This is a genomic window from Micromonospora parastrephiae, from assembly GCF_016802865.1.
GTDB lineage: Bacteria > Actinomycetota > Actinomycetes > Mycobacteriales > Micromonosporaceae > Micromonospora > Micromonospora parastrephiae.
Genome location: NZ_JAEVHM010000003.1, coordinates 102616 through 125375 on the forward strand (window position 1 = coordinate 102616; position 22760 = coordinate 125375).

Here is a 22760-nt window from a genome sequence, read left to right on the forward strand (position 1 = left end):
CGCACTCAGGCGCGGACGAAGCGCACCGCGTCGGCGACCACGTGCCCGTCGGTGTCCTCGGTGCGGATCAGCACGCTCCCGTCGGTGCCCGCCGTGAACGGGTAGGTGCCCAACGGCACCCACTGGCCCCCGGACTGCCGCTGGTCGACCGTCCGGGTGGCCGTCCCGCCGGAGTACGCGATGTCCACCGGTACGTTGGTCGCCCGGTTCGGGTCCGCGGTCCAGCGCAGCTGCACGGTCCACGACCCGGAGGTGGGCAGTGTCGGGCGGAACCGCAGCCGGTTGACGCCCTTGGCGGTGTTGCCGTCGTGCTCGTAGTCCGGGCCGTAGAAGCCGCCGATGCTGGTGCTGCGCAGCCACGTCCCGGCCCGGGTGATCCCGCTGGACGCCGCGTTGTCCAGGATCACCTCACTGGTGGAGCCCCACTCCAGCACCGCGCCGTCCTGTCGCAGCCGGGCCTGGAGGGCGGGTACGGACACGGCCTGCACGGCGAGGTTCCCGGCGAGCGCCAGGGACGCCGCGGTGGCCGCGGCCTGCCCGAGGATCATGAACACCGGTTCCATCCGGATCGAGCCGTACGCGATGTGGCTCGCCGAGAGGCAGACCGGCACCAGCAGGTTGGCGCACTGCGCCTGGTGCGGCACGATCGCGCGGTAGCTCACCGGGTACGGCGCCGGCACCCCGATCTGCACGTCCCCCTCGTTGCGGACCCTGCCGTCGACGACCACCCGCTGACAGTTGTGCGAGTCCATCGTGTAGCTGGCCAGCCCCACCGAGTCGGTGGCCCGCACCCGGCCCCGGCAGTCGGCCTCGGTCATCACGTACGCGGAGACCATCCGGCGTGCCTCGCGGATGTAGAGCAGCGGCGGCCAGCCGCCGGTGCCGGTGAACTCGTCGACCGGCAGCCCCCACCGGGCGGTCGAGTCGCGTACCGACGCCGGCAGTCGGGGGTCGTTCGCCAGGAACCACATCAGCCCCTGCTGGTAGGTGCGGTGCTCGGCGATGATGCTCCCCCGCGCGGCCCAGCTCGCCGTCGGGTACGCGTGGTTGAAGCCGATGTGGTCGGTGGAGACCGCGCCGTTGTTGTTGGAGTCGGTCTTGCCGCCGCCCACCGAGTGGGTGGTGAAGTACGGCCCGGTGTAGCCGGCCTGGATGTGGCGCAGCAGCAGCTCGTACCGGATCGGGTCGTAGCCGGACGGCTTGCCGAACGGGATCCGGTCTGCTGCCTGGGTGAGGCACATCCGGAAGCAGTACGCCTGGATCCGGTCGTCGCCGCTGCCCTGCGGGGCGAGCGGGGTGGCGGAGATGCCCGGCAGCAGACCGCTGGCGGGCGAGCCGGGCGTCACGTACGGGTCGACCGGGTGAACGAACTGGTGGGTGTTGCGCGACTGCACCCCGTTGATCGTCTCGCCGTAGGTGTCGTTGGACTCCCGCCCGACGGTGAACCCCACCCCGGCCATGGCCAGCAGGTCGCCCTCGTAGGTGGCGTCGACGAACACACCGCCGGAGTAGATCGACCCGTCCTCGGTGCGCAGCTCGGTGATCCGGTTGCCGCTGCGCCCGAGGCCGGCCAGCCGGGCGTCGACGATCACCGGTACGCCCGTTTCGGCCAGCAGGTCGGCGAAGACGGCGGCGGCGACGTGCGGTTCGAAGGTCATCCGCAGCGGCGACGTCGGCGTGAGGGTTCCGCCGTGGTACTTCACGTACACCCGGCGGTAGAACTCGGCGGCCAGCCCGCCGATCGACGCCTGGACGCCGGTGTCGGTGGCGCCCAGCCCGGCGGTGCTCAACCCACCGACGTGGCTGGTGGGCTCCACCACCACGGCGGTGCGGCCGAGCCGACGCATGGCGATCGCGGCGGCCAGCCCGCCGGAGGTGGCGCCGTAGACGACCAGGTCGGCGGTGGTGACGGCGGCTCGGGCGGGACCGGCCCGGAACGGATCGCTGAGACCGGCCAGGACGAGGCCGGCGCCGCCGGCGGTCAACAGCCGACGACGGGACAGGGGCAGGGACACGGCGGGGCTCCCGAGGGGTAACCGGTGAAGGGGACGGTTACAGAAGCACGCCGCTGCCGCTGCTGACGAAATTCTTCAATCTCTGCCAGCGGGTGTCAACGGGTCACGGCCGGTAGCGGTAGGGTGCGCGTCACTCCGGCTCGCCGCGGCATCAATCGGCCACTGACACCCCGAATTCCGGGGAAACCCAGATGATCTTCGACTCGGGGTGGCCAGCCGGCGGCGGTGCGGGCGCGACGGGGCGCGCGGTGGGCTGGGTCAGGCCGGCTTGCGGGCCACCAGCACGTCTCGCATGATCGACTGGTCGACCCGGTGGCGCAGCGCGCGGTAGGGCTCCGCGTCGACCACGGTCAGGCCGGCGTCGGCCAGCGCCGCCGCCGCGTCGTCGCGGCCCGCGACGTGGGTGTTCCAGGAGATGCCGAGCGCCCCGCCGGGGCGCAGCAGCCGCGCCCAGACCGGCGCGGCGTCCGCGAGCAGCGCCAGCGGATCACGGGTCAGACCATGCTCGGCGGTACGGCTGCCGTGCTGCACGCCGTACGGGGCGTCCGCGACGACCAGGTCGACGGTCTCCGGGCGGAAGAACTCCGCCGAGCGGGTCGTGTCGGCGTTGACCACGTCCAGCAGTTGAGTCCGGCCGGCCTTGTGCTCCTCGCGCGTCGGCGCCACCTCGATGCGCACCCGACGGCCGACCACCTTGCGCTCCCGCCGCACCGGCCCCGACTCCAGCACCCGGTGCTTGACCCGCTTCTGCTTCAGCCAGGTCGTGATGAACGCCCGGTACGCCTCGACGTCCTTCTGGTCGCGCTCCACCCCGGCCGCGTCGAAGCCGTACATCAGCGCCTGGTTGAGGGTGGTGCCCCGACCGCAGAGCGGGTCGAGCACCCGGAACCGCCGGCTGGTCAGCTCGCCGGCCCAGTCCGAGGCGAGCAGCGTGACGTTGAGCAGGAGTTTGGTGAACTGCTCGTTGGTCTTGCCCGGGTACTTCTGGATGGTGAGCAGGTCGTCGTCGTACCGGTCCAGTCGGCTCCACTCGATCGGGCGCAGCAGCTCGCCGACGATCTCGAACAACGCGTACCCGGCGGAGAGATTGCCCAGGACGGCCAGGTCCCGCTCGGTCAGCCCGTCACCGCTGAACGTGACGTAGGAGGCCCCGCCGACGACCTCGGTGTCCAGCTCGCCGATCCGGCCGTCGAGCGCCGACCGGCCGAAGATCTCCAGCTCGGCCCGGGTCAGGTCGATGGCGGAACGGGCGTACACCCGGTTGGTGGCGGGCAGGATCAGCAGGCCGTAGCGCGTCATGGTCCGGCGAGTATTCCACAACACGCCCGGGTCGCCGGGAACCGGAGCGGCCGCCGGAGCGACTATCGGTACATGGGGTGTGAGCAGTGGCGGGAGGTCCTGTCCGCGCAGTTGGACGGGGAGGAGACCGACGCCGAACGGACGGCGGTGCAGGGGCACCTCGACGAGTGTGCCGATTGCCGGGCCTGGTTCAGCACGGCGGCCGCGGTGACCCGTCGGGTTCGTACCCGATTGGTCACCGACGTGCCCGCCGGACCGTCGGCCGGTAGCCGTTGACCGGCACGATGTTCTCGCCGACCACCATCGGAATGCCCAGCCGGCCGGCCTGACGGCTCACCGCGGTACCGAGATCGGTGTCGGCGGCCGCCGCTGTCGAGCCGAAGGCCGACACGTACACGGGCAGCGTCGAGCGCAGCCCGCCGATGTCGGTGTCCAGCCCGACGTCGGCATGGGTCGGTTCGCGGGCCAACTCGAGCAGCTTCTCCAACCGGTAGGGAACGAACACCGGCGGCACGAGGCGCAGGTGCTCCAGGTCGTCCCCGGTGTCGGCAACCGTGGGGCCCGCGCCGAACAGGGTGTTGCCGTACTCCTCCTGCGCGGGGAACACCGCGCCCGTTCCGCTGCGTGCCCGCTCCCGGACCCGCGCCTCGGGAAATCCGGGTGCCCGCAGCGTCACGGTGACACCACGCCGGGCAGCTTGGGGTAGGCGGTGGCCTGCCAGATCGAGTCGAGGCCGGCGATGTAGCGGGTCAGCCGTTCGGCGCCGAGACCGAAGCCGGCGCTGCCGGGAATGCCGTGTCTGGCCATGTCCAGGTACCAGGCGTACTTGGCCGGGTTCTCCCCCGTCTCGCGCATCCGTGCCACCAACCGCGGGTACTCGAACTCGCGCTCGCCGCCGCTGGCCAGTTCCCCGAAGCCTTCCGGTGCGAGCAGGTCGAAGTTGCGCAGCCGGCCCGGGATGGTCGGATCCTCGCGGTCGTAGAAGCCGCGCGAGCCCTTGGGGTAGTCGGTCACGAAGAACGGCCGGCTCGCTTTCCGGGAGAGCTGCTTCTCCGCCTCCCAGTTGAGTTCGGCGTCCGGGCTCTGCGGCACGCCGAACCCGTGCAGGTCGGCTACGGCGGTGGCGTGGGCGACCCGGTCGAACGGGGCGGCCACCAGGTCGAAGAAGGCGTCGGGGCTGCGCCCGAGTGCCGCCAGCTCCGCACCGGCCCGGTCGACGACCCGGCGTACGGCGTGTCGGGTGATGCCCTCGGCGACGGCCATCGCGTCGTCCCGCGAGGCGCCGGCGATCTCCACGTCGATCTGGTGGAACTCGGTCAGGTGACGATGCGTGGAGAAGGTCTCCGGCGGCTCCAGGCGGATGTTCGGGGCGATGTAGAAGATCTTGTCGAAGGTCAGCAGCGCGGCCTGCTTGTAGAGGATGACGCTGGTCATCAGCTTGTAGCGGTGGCCGTAGTAGTCGATGTCGACCTGCTTCGCTCCACGGCTGCCGGGGTCGGTCACCGGACCGATGACCGGCGGCAGGAGCTCCGTGAAGTCGCGCTCGGCGAGATACTCGCGGGTCGCCACGAGGATCTGGTTCTGGATCGCCAGGGCCGCCCTCGTCTCGGGCCGTCGCAGGTGCTCGCGTGGACTGTGCGGCAGGTCGGTCATGCAGTCGCCCCTCATCTGGGTTCGCGGCCCGGTCACCCGCTCGCGAGCGCGAGCCCGTCGAACTTCCGTTGCACATAGGTCAGTGACGTGAGCAGGCCGTCGGCGGTCAGCGAGTGGGGCCGGCCCATGACGGCCGGCTTGGGGATGGGCATCGCGCCGACGCTGGTCCAGCGCAGGCGGCCGTCGATGTCGATGCAGCTGCCGCTGCGGCGCCGGTTGTCCGGGTGCAGGCAGTACGGCACGTCCAGGAAGCCCCGTGTGAACGCCTCGATCAGGGCCTCTCCGACGTCCTCGCGGAGGTCGAGCACCCGCTCGACGAGCCCACGGGCCTCCACCAGCACCTCGTTGTCGGCGTCGTCGGCGGCCCGCTCGACCGTGCGCGCGGCGAGCGAGGCGACCTCCAGGGCCTCGACGTTCTCCGCGATCGTCGGCAGCCGGTGCGCCTCGGAGACGGTCTTGACGATCACCCGCGCCGCGCCCGTCCGGACCGCCAGGGTCACGGCCTCCTCCAGCAGCAGCAGCGCGCCACCCCGGCTGCGCGGGTAGACGCCCATGTACGTGTACACCACGACGTGCCACTCCACGCCCGCGAGCAGTTCCCCGGCGAGGACCCGCAGCGCGCGGACGGCCTGCTCGTCCTGCCCGGTGTCGGTTTGCTGCGCATAGCTCAACGAGACGCTGCGCAGGCCGTGCTGGCAGAAGAACAGCGCCTCCAGCAGGCTGAGCGCGACCAGCAGGCTCGGCGGGCACAGCTGCCCCATCATGCAACCGCCGAAGGTCTCCAGGTGCGGTTCCGCCCCGCGCTGCCGGACCCTGGTGAGCAACTCGCAGCTCTCCCGCCAGTTCCTGACGGACTCACGCAGCCCGGTCCTGCCGTACGGCAGGCAGTAGGAGACGGGACCGCCCTCGGTGGTGTCGAGGCCGGCCAGGGTGAGGGCTGAGATGATGGCCTGGGGCCGGGACGACCCGTGCCGGACCTGGACCGGAAACTCCGGTCCCACCGCGCCGTCGAGGACGGCTCGGTTGGTGGCCGGGGCGTGCGTGACGATCGGGTATCCGTTGAGAGCCCGCCCCTCGTCGAGCGCGCGGCGCGCGGCGTCGTGCAGGCCGACCCGGGTGAAGCTGTCAACGGTCAGGGTGCCGACGCTGGTCACCGAGGCCGCGCGGACGGCGAGCAGGCCGGCCCGCATCGCCTCCGGGCGACCGAAGCCCATGCGTGGCTGGACCACCAGCTGACCGGCCCGCGCGACCCGCGCGACGTACGCGCCGAAGGCGTTCCCTGCTCCTGCGGTCAACGCAGGACCCTCAGACACATCGACTCGACGAAGTCCCGGAACGGGCCCAGCCCGTCGGAGTCGTTGACGACCAGGTCGAACCCGGCCGCGCGTAGTTCCGCCGCCTCCGCGGCCTCGTCCTCTACGCCGGTGCCGAGCTTGCCGCCGATGACCACCGGAGTCTCGGCCAGCTCCGGGCAGTCCCGGAGCAGTGGGATCAGCGTCCGTGCCTCACCGAAACCGAGACCATTGACGCTGCTGACAACGACGAGGTCCGGGGTGAGCTCGCGGCAGCGCCGCAGCAGCAATTCGGGGGGCATGCACGGGCCGAGGTTGGTCACCGCGTGCCCCCACTCCTGAAGCAACAGTTCGAGATAGATCAGGTTCCAGGTGTGGGAGTCGGATGCCGTCGTCGTGAGAACAACGTTGAGTCGATGCATCGGTCCCTCCCGAGAGTCGCGCGCCGCGTCGCACAAAACTGCTTGCTCACGCCGACGCTCGGACTCTATGAGACGGGCTCGGCCTGGACCGGCAGTGAAGACGGCAACTGATCGGCGGGAGCGGAGGGAAGCTGCCGGTGCCGGCGGATGGGACTGAGCACCAGAATCAGACTGGACAGCGCGAATGCGCTCGCCGTGATCCAGATGGTGGTGCGCACGCCGAGCAGCGTGCTCAGCGCGCCACCGAGCAGCGCGCCGATCGGAATGGCGCCGTAGTTGAGAAACTGCATGCTGACGATGACGCGACCCAGCACGGACCGGGGGCAGTACTCCTGCCGGAAGGTGCCCTTGATGATGTTCCCGATGATCAGGCCCAGCGAGATCAACATCCCGCCCAGCATGACCAGCAGCAACCCGGCCCCCGGGCCGGCCAGTGGAATCAGCAGCGCGAACGGAGTCGCCGCCTGGCCGATCAGCAGCCCACGGGCGCTGCCGAAGCGGCGGACGACCCAGGGGGTGACCACCGCCCCGATCACTCCGCCCACGCTGATCCCGGCCATCGCCGCGCCGGCCACCCCCGCGCTGAAGCCGAGATCCTGCACCATGAAGACCACCAGCACGGCGGTGAAACCGTTGAGCGTCAGGTTGGCCGTCGCCCCGTACACGGTGAAGGTGCGCAGGTAGGAGTCGCCGGAGACGTACCGCAGGCCCTCCACGATCTCGCGGACCAGGCCGGTGTTGCTCCGCGCGGTGGACCTCTGGCGCCCCGCCGGGTGACGGATGAGCAGCAGGCAGGCCGTGGAGACCAGAAAGGACAGCGCGTGGCCGAACAGCGCCCACACCGGACCGAAGGCCTGGGCGATCAGGCCGCCGGCGCCCGGTCCGGCGATGTACGCCGCGGCCGCGCTGCCCTGGAGCTTGGCGTTGCCCTCGGTCAGATCCTCCTTGCGCACCAGCGCCGGCAGATAGACCTGGTACGCGGTCTCGAAGAACACCGCCGCCGTGCCGGCCGCCAACGCCGCGACGACCATCTGCCCGATCGTCAGCACCCCGTACCAGGCGGCGATCGGCACGCTGGCGAAGCTGACCAGCGACACCACGTTGCAGACCACCATCACCCGGCGGCTGGGCAGCCGGTCGACCCAGGCCCCGGCCGGCAGGCCGATCAGCAACCAGGGCAGCCAGGCCATTGCGGCCAGCGCGCTGACCTCGAAAGCGCTGGCCTTCAGCGTCACCAGCGCCACCAGGGGAATCGCGATGCTCGCCATGCTGCTGCCGAGCTTGCTGGTGGTCTCACCAATCAAGAACAACCGGAAGTCGCGTTGCCGGAGCAGTCCTCCCCAGCGGTGTCGCCGTTCGCTTTCCTCGAGACTTCCGCTCACGGTGGCCACCAATTCTTTTGTCGCACAGGTGAACGGCCGGCGTCACCGACCGACGGGCGACCCCCTTTATATCGAACGCTACCGAGCGGATTGCCGATGGAGCGCCGACCGTGCCAGGGGCCCTCCGGCGTGACGATTCACGCCTCTTTCGCCGGGAAGCGGGTGGCGATCTCCTCCATGATCTCCTCCCGACCCTCGTACGGGAACTCCTCCCGCGGCCAGTGGACCACCATGTCGGTAAAGCCGATCTCGGCATACAGGTCGGCGGCATGGAAGAACGAGTCGGCGGACTCCACCGTGCCGTCGACCATCCCGCCGGTGAGCAGGACCCGTCCGATGCTCGCCGGGTCGCGGCCGGCCGCCTCGCAGGCCCGGCCCAGCGCCGCCGTCTGCTTGCGGAAGAGCGGAACAAGCTGCTCGTACGGCTGCCGCTCGAAGTTGCCCGCCTCGCCGGCGGTCACCCACAGGTCGCCGTGCTCCGCGGCCACCCGCATGCCGCGCGGACCGGTCGCCGCGACGGCGAACGGCAGCCGGGGACGCTGCACACAGCCCGGGTACATGCGCACCTCGTGCGCGCTGAAGTAGCGGCCCTCGTACGACGTCGTCGGCGAGCGCAGCAGACGGTCGGTGAGGTCCACGAATTCGGCGAACCGGTCGCTGCGCTCCCGAGGGGTCGGCGACTTCCCGCCGGCCGCCTCGTCGTCGTACACCCCGGCGCCTGCCCCGAGCCCGCAGGTGATCCGGCCCTCGGACAGGTCGTCGAGCGCCATGAGTTCCTTGGCGAAGGTGACCGGGTGACGGAAGGTCGGGCTGGCCACCATGGTGCCCAGCCGGATCCGCGACGTGGCGGAGGCGGCGGCGGCCAACGTCGGAACGGCCCCGAACCAGGGCTTGTCGCGCAGCCAACGCCACATGAGGTGGTCGTAGGTCCACGCGTGGTCGAAGCCCAGCTGCTCGGCCCGTACCCACCGTCGCTTCGACTCCGCCCAGCGGCGGTCGGGCAGAATCAACACGCCGTATCGCATCGCCGCCCCCGGTCATTCCGACTGTGGCTGGAGCGCGAGATCGCTGGAGGCCAGCCCGGTGGCGTGCTCGGCGACCCGCAGCAGTGTGCCGAGCATGTCGCGTTCGATCCCCAACACGCGCTCGTCGCGCAGCTGCGGCGGCTGCTCGTCGTCGTCGACGGTCATGCCCTGCGTGACCAGGTCGAGGGTCACCGCCTCCAGCCGGCGCAGCAGCTGCGCGACGACCCTGTCCTCGCAGCCCGGGATGCGCGCGGTCATGAAGTAGTTGTCGTAGAGGATCCCGCGCAGTTCCGGAACCCGGGTGCTGGCCGACGCGGCCTCCTGGAGCAACGAGCCGCCCGCCGGGACGAGCTTGGTGGCGACTCCCGCGTGGACCAACTGGTACACCGCGACCGCGCGGCGCAGCTCGGCCAGCACGGCCTCGTCGCCCAGCCAGGAGAGCTGCCGGTTGCGGAACACCTGGCGGACCGCGGTGAAGTCGGACGCCCAGGTGCCACTGAAACCCGGGTGCGCCAGGAACATCGAAGGCCGGATCAGCGTCGCGTAGATCTGGCGTGAGCACGAGGCGGTATAGAGCAGCATCGCGCAGTACCCGCGCACGTACGACGACATCGCCGTGACAGCGTCCGCCTGCCGGGCGCCGTCGGTGAGGGCCGCCGTTCGCATCTCCTGGGCGAGCAGCCGCCACATGACGAAGGCGATCTGGTGGCCGGTGATCCACCGGAACCAGTACACCCGCGGGTCCGCCTCGGCGGCGACGTCGCGACCCGGGGCGGTGGATCGGAAGGCAGGATGGAGTCCCGGTGCGCGAGCAGCGACGGGCACAGCGTCTCCAGCGCCGGACCGGCCACGGCCTCCAGTCGCAGCCGCTCGATCTCTTCGTTGGGTGCGGCGGCCGGCGGCAGGATCAGCGGCTCAAGGCCGTAGGGACGGTTGGCGAAACTCCAGCCCTGAGGTGTGGGCAGTTCGGCGGACGGTGTCTCGAAGTTGATGTTCATGGACCGTCCGGCACGTACGTGAACTCGAATTCGAGGCCGTTGACGTCGTAGGTGTAGAAGCTCTGCACGCCGTCCGCGTCGATCACGATGTCGGTGGGCTGATCCGCCCGGGCGAAGCTGTAGTTCCCGGACTCGTACAGTTCCACCCAGCGTTCCCGCCACCGCCGGAGCTGCTCCGGCGAGTCAGCGGCGAGACACGTGTGCTGGAACTGCACGGTGTTGCCGCCGGGCAGCCGCTGGTCCTGACCGGACCGCTCGAACAGGTGGAAGCGGGTCCCGCCGGCCAGCACCTCCGTCAGTCGGGTGATCCCGGGAAGCCGACTGAGCGTCAGCTCCGAGAATGTGTCCAGCGTCCAGGTCTCGCGGGCGCCGAAGTAGTCGCGGTACCAGGCGACGCAGTTGTCGAGGTCCGCGGTCTGTATGCCGATGTGATGGTGGGCAGTCATTGATAGTCCCGTCACTCGCCCGGATGGTGGCGCGGTGAGCCGGCCAGGGTGGCCAAAGCCGGTCACGGCTCCCCCGCCACCGCGCGGCCTGTCCGCGAGTCGAGATCGCGTTCCTCGGAGAACGTCAGCTCTCGATGCGCTGGAGATTGGTGTGGCGGTACAGGTCCGCCACCTTCTTCACGATCCGCTCGTCGTTGCTCAACCGGGCGATGTCCCTCATGGTGCGCCACACGAAGTCCGGGCCGCCGTCGCGCCGGTAGTGCTTCCTGATGACGAGGCCGAGCACCTCCATGATGTTCTCCTCGTCGATGATCTTCGACAGCCCGAGGAGGCCGTCGCGCTCGCCGTCGCTCAGGGTCGGACGGTCACAGACGTTGGCCTCCGGAATCACGCCGGACAGTTCGTGCTCGAACTTGAAGAGGTCCTTGACGTCGTCCACGTTCGCCACGTCGATCAGCAGGTGGACCCGACGGGTTTCGCCCACGACACCGGCGCTGTGCGGCTTGGTGACGTCGATGAACCAGACCTCGCCCTCCTTCATCCGGTAGACCGAGTCGGATTCGTTGAACATCGCGTCCTCGCCGGTGGACAACACGATGTGTACGCGGTGGGCGATCCGTGCCTTCGACACGTCGTCGGACAGCTCGACATAGTCGCAGTGCGGGACCAGCACGCTGTTGCTGAGCGCCACCATGCGGACGAAGGTGATGTGCTCGGTCGCGAAGAGCTTGCCGATCAGCTCCTGCACGTACGGCAGACGCTTGCCATCGGCGGTGAACGCGCTCGGCACGGTCGGGTCGAACTGCGAGAGCAAGCCACCCTCGCCGCCGCCCGGTGCCATCAGCATGGCGCTCTTCCACGGACGGCCGCAGACGAACTCGTCATACGGCTCCGCGAAGTTGATGCCGAAGCTGGCCTCCAGATCCGCCGCTAGCCTCGTCTGGTCCAGGTCGATCTTGCCGATCAACTGCGTACGCACAACCCACTCCTTGACTCGCTCGTCGGGGCCCGGAGGAACGCGGTCACCACGGAGAAGGCCGTACTGGCGGCCGCGAATTCACTCGGCGGATCGTGCGGGGAAATGCTCTCCGGGATCTGCGACCCGCTCCGGGAATTGCCACACTAGGCGAGCCCGCCGGGACCGATGGGCGGCAACAGAGGCAGGCTGGAGGCAACCTTTTCGCCCTCGGCCGTCGGCCCGTCGGGCGGGCCCGTCGGCCTGACCCGTGACGTTCGCCGGACGCGAGTCACCCGGAGCACGGCTGCCTCCGGCAGCTGGCACCGACCGGCGCGCGCACCGGCGGCGACCCGTCGATGGACAGCAGCCGGCGGCGTGTTCGGCGAGGTGATCATGCGGAACGCCAGAAGGATGAAGGCGGACGGCGGTCAGCCGGTCGCCGCGCGGAGGTTCCTCCGGAGCACCGGGGCGGTCCCGGACCTCGGAGCGCGGCCCAACCGTTCGGCCAGCCCGGCCACCGTGGGGCTGGCGAAGACGTCCGCGACGGAGAGCCGCGCGCCCAGCCGGCTGCGGATCCGGGCCACCAGGCGGGCGGCGTGCAGCGAGTGGCCGCCCAACTCGAAGAAGTCATCGTCCGGCCCCACCCCGGGGATGTCCAGCAACCGGGCGACGATCTCGCACAGCACCCGTTCCTGTTCGGTGGCCGGCGCACGGCCGCCGTTTCCCGCGACGACCACAGGTGCGGGCAGGGCCCGACGGTCGAGTTTGCCGTTCGCGGTGATCGGCAGGGCCGGCAGCGACACGAAGGCCGACGGCACCAGGTGCTCCGGCAGCGCGTCCGCCACCGCACGTCGCAGGCGGGCCGCGTCGAAGGTCTCGCCGGGGGCGGAGACCACGTAGGCGACCAGCCGCCGGTCCCCCGGCCGGTCCTCGCGGGCCAGCACGGCGACCTGGGCGACCGACTTGTCCCGTGCGACCGCCGCCTCGACCTCGGCCGGCTCGACCCGGAAGCCCCGGATCTTGACCTGGTCGTCGGCCCGGCCGATGTACTCCAGCACACCGTCCGCCCGCCACCGCGCGAGGTCACCGGTCCGGTACATCCGGCTTCCAGACCCACCGTACGGATCCGCGACGAAACGTTCGGCGGTCAGGCCCGGCCTGCCCACGTAGCCCTGGGCGAGGCCGACGCCCGCCACGTACAGCTCGCCGACCACACCGGGGGGTAGCAGTTCCAGGGCCGGGCCCAGCACGTACGCCCGCTTGTTGGCGATCGGCCGGCCGATCGGCACCGTGGGCAGGACCAGGTCGGACGAGGTGACCACGTGACAGGTGGTGAATCCCATGCTCTCGGCGGGGCCGTAGCCGTTGACCACGCACATGCCCGGATGGTCGCGGAGCGCCTTCGCCACGTGCACCACCGAGGCCGGTTCACCGCCGGTCATCGCGTACCGCACGCCGCTGAAGGCGGCCGGATGCTCGTCGACCAGGTAGTTGAACAGACTCGCGGAGAGTTGCAGCATCGTCACACCGTGCCCGGTGACGAGTTGTTCGATCTCGGTCGGCTCCGGGTTCTGGCCGGGTTGGAGGACGCAGGCGCCGCCGTGCAGCAGCGCCCCGAACAGCTCCAGGGCGAACGCGTCCCAGGACACCGGCGAGCACTGGAGGAAGATCTCGTCCGGCCCGAACGCGCAGTAGCCCTGGCCGAAGTACGTGCCCACCAGGGCGAGGTGGGACGAGGCGATGCCCTTCGGCCGGCCGGTCGAGCCCGAGGTGAACATCACGCACGCCACGTCGCCGGGATCCCCGCCCACATCGGGATCGCTCGTCGGTCGTAGGGCGATCGCCGCCGCCTCCTCGTCCAGGCAGCAGGTGGTGGCCGTGGTTAGGCGGGGCCTGAGGGCGGCGGAGGTGACCACCAGCGAGATGCCGTTCTCCGCGATCACCGAGGTGACGCGATCGGCGGGGAACTCCGGGTCCAGCAGGGTGTAGCCGGCACCGGCCTTGAGGACCGCCAGGAGGGCCACGACCATCGCCGGGCCGCGCTCAAGATGGACGCCGACCAACGCCCCCCGTCGCACGCCGCGCTCCGTGAGATGGTGCGCCAGCTGGTTGGCTCGGGTGTTCACCTCGCGGTACGTGCGGCGTTCCGCGCCCCGCACCAACGCCAGCGCATCGGGTCGGATGCCCGCCTGCTCCTCGAACAGGCGGTGGAGCCGGCGGTCGGCGGGGATGGCGGCGGAGGTTCCGCTCCAGCGGGTCAGGCGCTGCCGCTCCCCGGCGGTCAGCAGATCGACGCTGCTCAGCCGGGCGTCCGGGTCGTCCACCATCGCCTCGAACACCCGCAGGAGCCGCTCGGCGAGGGCCTCGACCGTGTCGTGGTCGAACAGGTCCGTGGCGTACTCGAAGTAGCCCTCGACGCCGTCCGCGGCCTCCTGGAGGAACAGGGTGAGGTCGAACTTGGCCGTGGTGGTGGTCAGCGGTGCGGGATCCGCGCGGACGCCGGGCAGATCGAGCCTGGCCTGCCCGATGTCCTGGAGGACGAGCATCGTCTGGAACAGCGGGTGCCGCACCGCCGAGCGCACCGGGTTCTGCTGCACGACCACCCGCTCGAACGGCACGTCCTGATGCTCGAACGCCGCGATGTCGGTCTCCCGAACGCGGCCCAGCAGCTCGCCGAAGGAGGGGTTTCCGGCGAGGTCCGTGCGCAGCACCAGGGTGTTGACGAAGAACCCCACCAGGTCGTCGAACTCCCGGTGCGTCCGGCCGGCCACCACGGTTCCGATCGGCACGTCGGTTCCCGCGCCGAGGCGGGACAGCAGCGCGGCCAGCCCCGCGTGCAGCACCATGAACGGTGTCACGCCGTGGCGACGAGCGAGCGCGACGAGCCCTCGATGCAGAGCGGCGTCAATCCGGACCGGGACCGACGCGCCCGACAGGGTCGGGGTCTCCGGTCGAGCGCGGTCGACGGGGAGCGGGATCTCGTCGGGCAACCCGTCGAGGGTCTTCTTCCAGTACGCGAGCTGCCGTGCCACCAGGCTGTCCGGGTCTGCTTCACCGCCCAGCAGGTCGCGCTGCCAGAGCGTGTAGTCCGCGTACTGCAGGGGCAGGTCGGGCCATGCCGGCGCCGCGCCCACCAGCCGGGCCCGGTAGGCGGTCGACAGGTCGCTCAGCAGAGGCCCGACCGACCAGCCGTCGCAGAGGGTGTGGTGGACGACCAGGAGCAGCACGTGTTCGTCGGGCGCGAGCGTGAACAGGTGGGCGCGGACCAGCGGGCCCTCGGCGAGGTCGAAGACGTGCGCCCCGCTCGCGGTGAGCGACTCGGGCAGCGTCTCCGGTGCGCAGTCGGCGCGCTGGAGGTCGATCCGCGACTCGTCCGGCCGAAGGATGTGCTGGTGGGGCTCGCCGTCCTCGGCACGGAAGACGGTACGGAGGACCTCGTGGCGGGCGAGTACGTCGTTGAGCGCGTGCTCCAGGGCCGTGGCGTCGACCTCACCGCGCAGCCGGAGCGCGTTGAGGATGTTGTAGGACGTGCTCGGTCCCTGGATCTGGTCGATTGTCCAGAGGCTCTGCTGAGCCGGGGAGACCGGCAGCGGGCTGGGGCGTGACTCGGTCCGTCTCGGTGCGGCCCTGGTCGGGGCGAGCTGCTGGAGGTGGGCGTCGAGTTTCGCGACGGACGGGGCCCGGAAGACGGTGGCGAGGTCGAGGTCGACGCCGAGGTGACTGCGTATCCGGGTGGCCACCTGGACGGCGAGGAGGGACTGTCCGCCGAGGTCGAAGAAGTCGTCGTGGAGGTTGACGTCCTCGCGCCCGAGAACGTCGACGAATATGCCGCGGATGATCTCCTGCCTGGGGGTGCGTGGCGTGGCCGTTGCCGCTATGACGGCCGGCAGTTCCTGGGTGTGATCGGCGACAGGGGGCGGCAGTTCGAGATGCCCGTCCGGGCGTCGCCGGGCCCGGTGCCCCGTGCGGAGGGTGCCGGTGACGCCGAGCGGGGCGGGTTTGCCGGTGTGGTCGAGGACGGGCAGGTCGGTGCGGTGGGTGGGACGCAGGTGGGGATGGTCGCGATGCAGGGTGGCGAGCGTTTCGGCATCGGGCAGTTCGCCGGTGAGGTGCAGGCCGGTGAGGGTGGGGCTGGTGGCCAGCAGGTCCGCCAGCGCGTCGGTGTCGACGGTGTGCGTTCCGGGCGGGGTGACGGGTGTGCTCGTGAGGAGGGCACGTTCGCCGGGGACGAGAATGTCCGCGCGGGAGACGGGCGCGTCGGGGTCGGCGGCGAGGGCGTTGAGGACGAGGACGAATCGCCGGGCGAGCAGGTTCGCCGAGTCGTCGTTCCACAGATCGGCGGCATAGTTGAGGTGGCCGTGGATGCCCGCCGGAGCGCCGTCGCGGTCGAACGTCTCGGACAGGTCGAGATAGAGGTCGAACTTGGCGGAGTGACGCTCGATGGATTCGGCCGTGTGCAGGCGCACGTCCAGCCCCGGGAAGCCGACCGGACCGGTCTCGTGGTCCTGGAGTTCCAGGATGCACTGGAACAGCGGGTGCCTGCCCGGGCGGCGCTGCGGCTTCACGGCCTGGACGATCGCCTCGAACGGGGCGTCCTGGTGGTCGAAGGCGTCGAGGTCGAAGGAACGCACGCGCGCGACGAGTTGCCGCCAGCTCGGATCGCCGGAGACGTCGGCGCGCAGAGGGACGGTGTTCACGAAGAATCCGACCAGGTCGGTGAGGGCCTCGTCCCGGCGGCCGGCGGTGCCGGTACCGATCGGGATGTCGTCGCCCGCGCCGAGGCGGTGCAGGAGTGCGGCGAGCGCCGCGTGCAGGACCATGAAAAGGCTGGCGCCGTTGTCCTGAGCGATTTCCCGGAGCCGCCTGTGCAGGTCCCCGTCGGTGCCGACCGGAACTGCCCCGCCCCGGTGCGTGGCCTTGACCGGGCGGTCCCGGTCGACCGGCAGGGCGATCTCGTCCGGCAGTCCCTTGAGCGCGGTGCGCCAGAAGTCGAGCTGCTCGGAGAGCAACGACCTCGGGTCGTCGATCTCGCCGAGAACCTCGCGCTGCCAGATGGCGAAGTCCGCGAACTGCACCGGCAGCGGATCCAGCACGGGTGCGGCACCCGTGACACGAGCGGCGTAGGCGTGGGCCAGGTCCCGCATCAGCGGCCGCACCGACCAGCCGTCCACCACGATGTGGTGGAACACCAGGTGAAGGACGAACTCCTCGGCCGCGGTGCGGAACAGCCCCGCGCGGACCGGTGCCTCGCGCGTCAGGTCGAAAACGTGGCGGGCGCTCGCGTCCAGCGCCGCAGGAAGGTCCTCGCCCCGCACGCCGACCACCTCGAGCAGGCCGCCGTCCCCCGGCGGTGGGGCGATCTGCTGGACCGGCGTCCCGTCCACGTCGGGAAAACTCGTCCGCAGCACTTCGTGCCGGGTCACCAGATCCGCGATCGCCGCGTCCAGAGCGGTGACGTCGAGCGGGCCTGAGATCGAGGCCCGCACCACGATGTTGTAGGTCCACCCGGTCCGCTCGAACCGGTCAAGCAACCACAGCCGATGCTGACCGAACGACACTGGGATCACGAAGTCTCCTCCAGGGACACCGAGGTGCGGCACCGCGTACCTGCTGGTCGCCAACACCCGAACGCTAGACGCCGGTTCACGCCCACACCGGCACCCCGAGCGGCAGAACCACGGCACCTACGGCGGCGGGTGGCGGGAAGCTGCCGCTCGGTCGCCTCCGGCGCTGCCCGTGCCGCGGTCGCGGATCTCCTACGGTCGTGACTGATCCATCCGCGACGACTTCCGGCATGACCGCACGCGCGAGGTAGGGGTCCGTGAGCGCTCTATTTGACGATGTGGACGCTGAGTTCCTGGTCCTGGTGAACGCGGAGCAGCAGCACTCTCTGTGGCCCGCGACCGTGGCGGTCCCGGCCGGCTGGCGTACCGTGCACGGCGGCGACAGCCGGCAGAGCTGCCTCGACTACATCGACCGGCACTGGGTGGACATGCGCCCGGCGTCCCTCGTGGCGGCGGTGAAGCGCGACGCGCGGGCGACCGGCGATGAGTGACGATGTGCTGGTCCTGACTCGCGAGCAGGTTGCCTCCTGCCTGGCCGACCAGCACGCCGAGGTGCTGGCCGCGGTGCGGTCGGCCTGCGAGGCGCACGCGGACGGGGCCACCGTCGTGCCGCTGTCCAGCTTCCTGACCGTCGCCACGCGGCCCCGGGACCGCATCGTCGGGATGCCCGCCTACCTGCGCACCGACGAGGAGCTGGCCGGCATGAAGTGGAGCTCGTCCTTTCCCGGCAACGTCGAGGTCGGAAAGGACCGCGCCTCCTCCGTCATCGCGCTCAACTCCCTCACCGACGGCCGCGTCAGCGTGCTCATGGAGGCGTCCGCGATCAACGTGGCCCGCACCGGCGCGAGCGCGCTGTCGCGGCGTCCGCGCTGCACGGCGAGCAGCGGCTCTCCACCGTCGGCGTCATCGGCTGCGGGCCGATCAACCTCTCGATCGTGCGCTACCTCCAGGCCGCGTACGGCGACGGGTGGCGCCTACTGGTGTTCGACATCGTCGAGGAGCGGGCGCGCGCCTTCGCCGCCCGGGTGCGCGAGTTCGCCCCCGCCGCCGTCGAGGTGGCCACCTCGACCGAGGCGGTGCTGCACGCCGCTCCCCTGGTGTCCATCGCCACCAACACACCCTCGCCACACATCGACAGCCTGGCCGGGTGCCCGAAGGGCGCGACCATCCTGCACATGTCGGTGCGCGACATCGCCCCCGAGGAGATCGAGCGGCACGACAACGTGGTCGACGACCCCGACCACGTCCTGCGGGTCAACACCTCGCTGCACCTGCTGGAGCAGCGGCACGGCCACCGGAAGTTCATCCGCACCACCCTCGGCGACGTGCTGCGCGGCCGGCAGCCCGGCCGCCGGGCCTCGGACGACCTGGTGGTGTACTCCCAGTTCGGCCTCGGCATCCTCGACATCGCGGTGGCGGCCCACGTCAGGGCCTCGGCGGAGAAGGCCGGCATCGGCACCTGGATCCCCGGCTTCCACCGATGACCTGGCTGTCCGCGGGAGTCCGGCCGGGCTCCCGCCGACACCGTGGTCAGCCCAGGTTGGACCGCAGCCACCGTTCCGCCTCGGCCAACTCGCAGCCGCGCCGGATCGCGTAGTCCTCCAGCTGGCGGGTATCCAAGGGGCGTGACGGATGCCCCGCAACCGCTCGGCGTGCGGGTTCTCGATCAGCGGATCGGCGTCCGGCTCGAACCAGTCCCGACGTGCCTGCCGGTGGATGCCCTCGGCGAGCCGGTCGGCCGTGTCCCAGACGGCCGCGCTGGGGGTCGAGCAGGTCGGAGACCACGCCGACCACCCGGGAGGCGTCCGGGACGTGCACCGGTGGGGCCGCCGTACCCATAACGAGTTCCGCGCCTAGCGGGGTCGGGCCCGCAGCGCGTGCCGGGCAGCCCTTCCCCGGTCGAGCAGACCCGCGATGCCAGCCGGCGTCGGGCTCTCGTACAGGGATTTCAGCGCCACCTCGACCCCGAACTCGTCTCTGATCCGATTGATCAACCGGGTCGCGAGCAGGGAGTGGCCGCCCAGTGCGAAGAAGTTGTCCTGCTCGGAGACCGGGCCGCACTCCAGCAGGTCGCTGAACATCCCACCGACGCGAGCCGCCCGTTCCTGCGGCTGGGGCGGGTCAGGCCGCTTCGCGGTCTGCTGCTTGGGCACCTCGGCCGCTCCGACGGGCGCGGGACCGACGGTCCCGACGGCAGAGGCGAGGTGCTCGGCGAGACCCAACGGGGTCGGCCGCTCGAACAGCACCCGAAGCGGCGGCTCCACCCCGAACTCGGCCCGCACCCGGGCGGTCAGCTCGACCGCACGCAGCGAGCTGCCGCCCAGGTCGAAGAAGCTGTCGTCGATGCTCACCGCGGGTACGCCCAACACCCGGGCGAAGATCTCGCAGAGCGTCCGCTCAACCGGGGTACGGGGTGCCCGGCTGGTGGCCTCGCGGGTCGGCTTGGGCAGGGCCTTGCGGTCGAGCTTCCGGTTGGGGTTGAGCGGCATCCGGTCGAGCTGGACGAACGCCCAGGGCACCATGTAGTCGGGCAGCGTCGAGGCCACGTGTTCGCGCAGCGCGGCCGGATCCACCGGGCCGGACTCCGACACGACGTACGCGACCAGGCGCTTGACGCCGGGGCGGTCCTCGACGGCCAGCACCGCCACCTGCGCGACGGCCGGGTGACGCCGAAGCACTGCCTCGATCTCGCCGAGCTCGAGCCGGAAGCCACGGATCTTCACCTGTTGGTCCACCCGGCCCAGGAACACCAGGTGGCCGTCCGACGTCCAGCGGACCAGGTCGCCGGTGCGGTACATGCGGCTGCCCGGCCCGTCGAACGGGTTGGCGACGAAGCGGGCGGCGGTCGCGCCCGGGCGGTTCAGGTAGCCACGCGAGAGTTGCTCGCCCGCGAGGTACAGCTCGCCGACCACGCGGGCCGGCACGGGTTGCAGCCGGCCGTCGAGCACGTACCCACGCATGTTGCCGATCGGTCGACCGAGCAGTGCTTCCTCCGGCCAGTCCGCGCCCTTGGCGGGAAAGGAGTGGGCGATCGCCAGGTGGGTCTCGGTCGGGCCATAGTAGTTGTCGAGCCGTCGTCGCTCGGGCTCGAAGAAGGCCTTGAGGCGTGGTGAGAGTGTCAACGCCTCGCCGCCCTGGGCGATCATCCGCAGTTCGGGCAGCTCGATGCCGGTCCGCTCGGCGGACTCGCAGAGCGAGTCGAGCACAAGGTTCGGCAGATTCATGTCGTGGACCTCGTAGTCGCGCAGCCAGCGCGCGAAGAAGTCGATGTCGCGCCGAGCCTCCTCCGGCGGCACCACCAGCGCACCGCCGGTGGTGGTGGCCACCAGCACCTCGAAGGCGGACGTGTCGAAGCTGAGCGAGGAGAACTGGGCCATCCGCCCGGGTGACAGCGCCGTCCGATACCAGGTCAACAGGCTCACCAGGGAGGCGCCTGGCATCACCACCGCCTTGGGCCGACCGGTGGAGCCCGAGGTGTAGATGACATAGACGGGATGCGCGGGGCGCAGCGGCGCCAAGCGGTCGGCGTCGGTGATGTCGGTGGCCGCCAGGTGCCCGACCTCGACCGACCCGGTCAGCGTGAGCACCGGCGCCGCGTCGCTGTGCATGAACTCGATCCGGTCCGCCGGATAGCTCGGGTCGATCGGCAGGTAGGCGCCGCCCGCCTTGAGCGTCGCCCACAGGGCCACGATCACGTCGACCGAGCGCTCCATCATCAGCGCCACGATCGACTCGGGGCCGACACCGCGGCTGATCAGGTGCCGGGCGAGCTGGTTGGCCCGCGCGTTGAGCTGCGCGTAGGTGAGCACCGTCTCGCCCATCTGGACGGCCGGCAGGTCGGGAGTGTGGGCGACCTGGGTCTCCAACAGTTCCGGCAGGGTCCGGCGGGGCACCTCGAACGCGGGCCTGGCGCGGTTCCACTCCACCAGCAGCCGGTGCCGCTCGGCGGGGTCCAGGACCTCGATCCGGTCGACCGGCCGGGCCGGGTCGGCGGCCACGGCGGTGAGCACGCGCAGGAGCCGCTCCCCGACGCTTCGGACGGTCGCCCGGTCGAAGACGTCCACCCGGTAGCCAACGGTCAGCTCGATCCCGGCGGGCTCGCCGTCCTCGGTGGGACGCTCGGCGAAGGCGAAGCTGAGATCGTGCCGGAAGGCAACCGGCCACCGCCCGTGGGGCCGTACGTCGACGCCGGTCAGGCACACGGGGCCCGGCTCGGCCCGTGCGGTGACCAGGACCTGGAACAGCGGATGCCGAGACAGCGAGCGAACCGGGTTGACCGCGCCCACCAGCAGCTCGAACGGGATGTCGACGTCGGCGTAGGCGTCGAGGTTCGTCGCGCGCACCCGGCCGAGCAGCTCGACAAAGGACGGGGCGCCGGAAACGTCGGTGCGCAACGCCATCAGGTTGGCGAACGGACCGACCAGGTCGTGCAGGTCCGTGTCGGTGCGGCCCCGCGCGACGGTGCCGAGGGGAATGTCCTCGCCCGCGCCGAGTCGGCTCAGCAGCACCGCGACGGCGGCCTGGATCACCATGAACAGGCTGCCCCGGGCGGCGCGGGCGGCAGCCACCAGGTCCCGGTGCGTCTCGGCGTCGAGCTGGAAGACGATCTCCTCACCCCGGTGGGTGGGCACGGCCGGGCGAGGCCGGTCGTACGGCAGGGCCAGTTCGTCCGGCATACCGGAGAGCAGTTCGGCACGGGCCGCCAACCGTGCGGCAGCGGCCGGGTCGGCGCCGCCGGCGCCGAGCGCGAACGCGGCCTGGCGGTGCGCGAAGTCCGCGAACCGGCCGGGCCGTTCGGCCCAGTCCGGCGCGCAGCCTGTCGATCTGGCCGCGTAGGCCGTCGCAAGGTCGCGGGCCAGCAGCCCGAGCGAGACCTCGTCGGCGGCGGTCCGGTGGGTCAGCAGGAGCAGCAGGTGGTCGGTCGGACCCAGTTCGAGCAGCCACACCCGCAGCGGGATCTCGACGGCGAGGTCGAAGGTGTACGCCGTCAGGCCGGCGAGCCGGGCGTCGAGCTCGTCCTCGGGCACCTTCTCGACCTGAAAGGCCACGCCGGCGTCGACGACCCACTGTGCGGTGTCGCCGCCGGCCTCGGAGCGGATGGTGCGCACGGCCTCGTGCCGCGCCACCACGTCGTCCAGGGCCGCCCGCAGCGCATGCCGGTCGATCGGACCACGCAGGCGCAACGCCAGGGGCAGGTTGAGAATCTCGCCGGCGAGTTCCAGCCGCTCCAGGAAGCGCAGCCCCCGCTGCGCGTAGGTCAGCGGGAAGCGGCCGTTGGATGGCACCGCGTCAGGTGGCGTGCTCGCGGTCTGCGACCTTCGCGGGGTGGCCTCCAGCGCGGCAACGGTCGGGGCGTCGAACAGGTCCCGCACGGTCAGGGTCAGGCCCAGATCGGCCCGTGCCCGATCGGCCAGCCGAACGGCCTTCAGCGAGTCACCGCCCAAGGCGAGGAAGGAGTCTTCGTCCTCCACCCGCGCCACCCCCAGGACCTCCGCGAACAACTCACGGAGCGCCCGCCCAGCAGCGCCGCTCACGCCAACCCCACCTCGTGTCATAGAGCTGTTCCACCGCTGCGAAGGCGGCGAGGAAACGCACCTTGACGGCCAGAGTACGGCCGCGAATCGGCGGCATCGGCACCATCGGCGGCAGGGCGGAGGCAATATCAGGCCCCGCCGTCACCGAGACCCGGGGGCGTGTCCCGTCGAA

15 protein-coding genes and 2 pseudogenes are annotated in these 22760 nt (G+C 71.0%); 4 read left to right on the plus strand and 13 right to left on the minus strand.

Annotation, left to right across the window (positions count from 1 at the left end; genetic code table 11):
* Positions 1-5: 5 nt before the first annotated feature.
* Together JNW91_RS01970 and JNW91_RS01975 are read right to left on the minus strand one after the other, a co-directional pair.
* Complete coding sequence (locus JNW91_RS01970) at positions 6-2015, minus strand: FAD-dependent oxidoreductase (protein ID WP_203173231.1); 2010 nt, start codon at positions 2013-2015, stop codon at positions 6-8.
* A 258-nt stretch (positions 2016-2273) separates the two neighbouring features.
* Positions 2274-3314: a TRM11 family SAM-dependent methyltransferase gene (locus JNW91_RS01975; RefSeq protein WP_203173232.1), complete on the minus strand. Its 1041-nt coding sequence runs from the start codon at positions 3312-3314 to the stop codon at positions 2274-2276.
* 12 nt (positions 3315-3326) lie between these two features.
* Here JNW91_RS01975 and JNW91_RS01980 point away from each other — a divergent pair.
* Positions 3327-3539: pseudogene (locus tag JNW91_RS01980) on the plus strand (zf-HC2 domain-containing protein); the annotation flags it as partial.
* 10 nt (positions 3540-3549) lie between these two features.
* Here the strand turns inward: JNW91_RS01980 and JNW91_RS01985 are convergent.
* The 10 genes from JNW91_RS01985 to JNW91_RS02030 form a co-directional block, all read right to left on the minus strand.
* Positions 3550-3990: a hypothetical protein gene (locus tag JNW91_RS01985; protein WP_203173234.1), complete on the minus strand. Its 441-nt coding sequence runs from the start codon at positions 3988-3990 to the stop codon at positions 3550-3552.
* Positions 3987-4967 (minus strand): asparagine synthetase A, encoded by a 981-nt coding sequence (locus tag JNW91_RS01990; protein ID WP_238424122.1) that lies wholly within the window; start codon positions 4965-4967, stop codon positions 3987-3989. Before JNW91_RS01990 ends, JNW91_RS01985 begins: the two co-directional genes overlap by 4 nt.
* Before the next feature lie 32 nt (positions 4968-4999).
* Entirely contained in the window at positions 5000-6262 is a 1263-nt protein-coding gene (locus JNW91_RS01995; protein WP_203173236.1) for a methylaspartate mutase, read from the minus strand.
* On the minus strand, positions 6259-6681 hold the full coding sequence (locus JNW91_RS02000; RefSeq protein ID WP_203173237.1) for a cobalamin B12-binding domain-containing protein: 423 nt from the start codon (positions 6679-6681) through the stop codon (positions 6259-6261). The genes JNW91_RS01995 and JNW91_RS02000 overlap by 4 nt, the downstream gene beginning before the upstream one ends.
* A 65-nt stretch (positions 6682-6746) precedes the next feature.
* Positions 6747-8063 carry an MFS transporter gene (locus JNW91_RS02005; protein ID WP_203173238.1) on the minus strand — a complete coding sequence of 439 codons (1317 nt, stop codon included), beginning with the start codon at positions 8061-8063 and terminating at the stop codon, positions 6747-6749.
* 137 nt (positions 8064-8200) lie between these two features.
* Positions 8201-9088, minus strand: coding sequence for an LLM class flavin-dependent oxidoreductase (locus JNW91_RS02010; RefSeq protein WP_203173239.1), 888 nt, complete (start codon positions 9086-9088; stop codon positions 8201-8203).
* 12 nt (positions 9089-9100) lie between these two features.
* Positions 9101-9823, minus strand: coding sequence for a hypothetical protein (locus tag JNW91_RS02015; protein ID WP_203173240.1), 723 nt, complete (start codon positions 9821-9823; stop codon positions 9101-9103).
* Positions 9824-10082: 259 nt separating this feature from the next.
* Positions 10083-10532: a VOC family protein gene (locus tag JNW91_RS02020; protein ID WP_203173241.1), complete on the minus strand. Its 450-nt coding sequence runs from the start codon at positions 10530-10532 to the stop codon at positions 10083-10085.
* A gap of 124 nt (positions 10533-10656) precedes the next feature.
* The gene (locus JNW91_RS02025; RefSeq protein ID WP_203173242.1) at positions 10657-11511 is read right to left on the minus strand and encodes an aspartyl/asparaginyl beta-hydroxylase domain-containing protein; all 855 of its coding nucleotides are present in this window, start codon (positions 11509-11511) and stop codon (positions 10657-10659) included.
* A gap of 407 nt (positions 11512-11918) precedes the next feature.
* Complete coding sequence (locus JNW91_RS02030) at positions 11919-17057, minus strand: non-ribosomal peptide synthetase (protein WP_203173243.1); 5139 nt, start codon at positions 17055-17057, stop codon at positions 11919-11921.
* Positions 17058-17311: 254 nt separating this feature from the next.
* Between JNW91_RS02030 and JNW91_RS02035 the strand changes: the two genes are divergently transcribed.
* From JNW91_RS02035 to JNW91_RS32990, 3 genes and pseudogenes are all read left to right on the plus strand, one after another.
* On the plus strand, positions 17312-17545 hold the full coding sequence (locus JNW91_RS02035; protein ID WP_203173244.1) for an MbtH family protein: 234 nt from the start codon (positions 17312-17314) through the stop codon (positions 17543-17545).
* Positions 17538-17891, plus strand: a pseudogene (locus JNW91_RS33790) (2,3-diaminopropionate biosynthesis protein SbnB); the annotation flags it as partial. The gene JNW91_RS02035 and the pseudogene JNW91_RS33790, both read left to right, overlap by 8 nt.
* Before the next feature lie 32 nt (positions 17892-17923).
* Complete coding sequence (locus JNW91_RS32990) at positions 17924-18538, plus strand: hypothetical protein (RefSeq protein ID WP_255544924.1); 615 nt, start codon at positions 17924-17926, stop codon at positions 18536-18538.
* Between the two features lie 369 nt (positions 18539-18907).
* On the opposite strand, the gene JNW91_RS02050 is transcribed toward JNW91_RS32990, so the two are convergent.
* Positions 18908-22588: a non-ribosomal peptide synthetase gene (locus tag JNW91_RS02050; protein ID WP_203173245.1), complete on the minus strand. Its 3681-nt coding sequence runs from the start codon at positions 22586-22588 to the stop codon at positions 18908-18910.
* Positions 22589-22760: the final 172 nt, after the last annotated feature.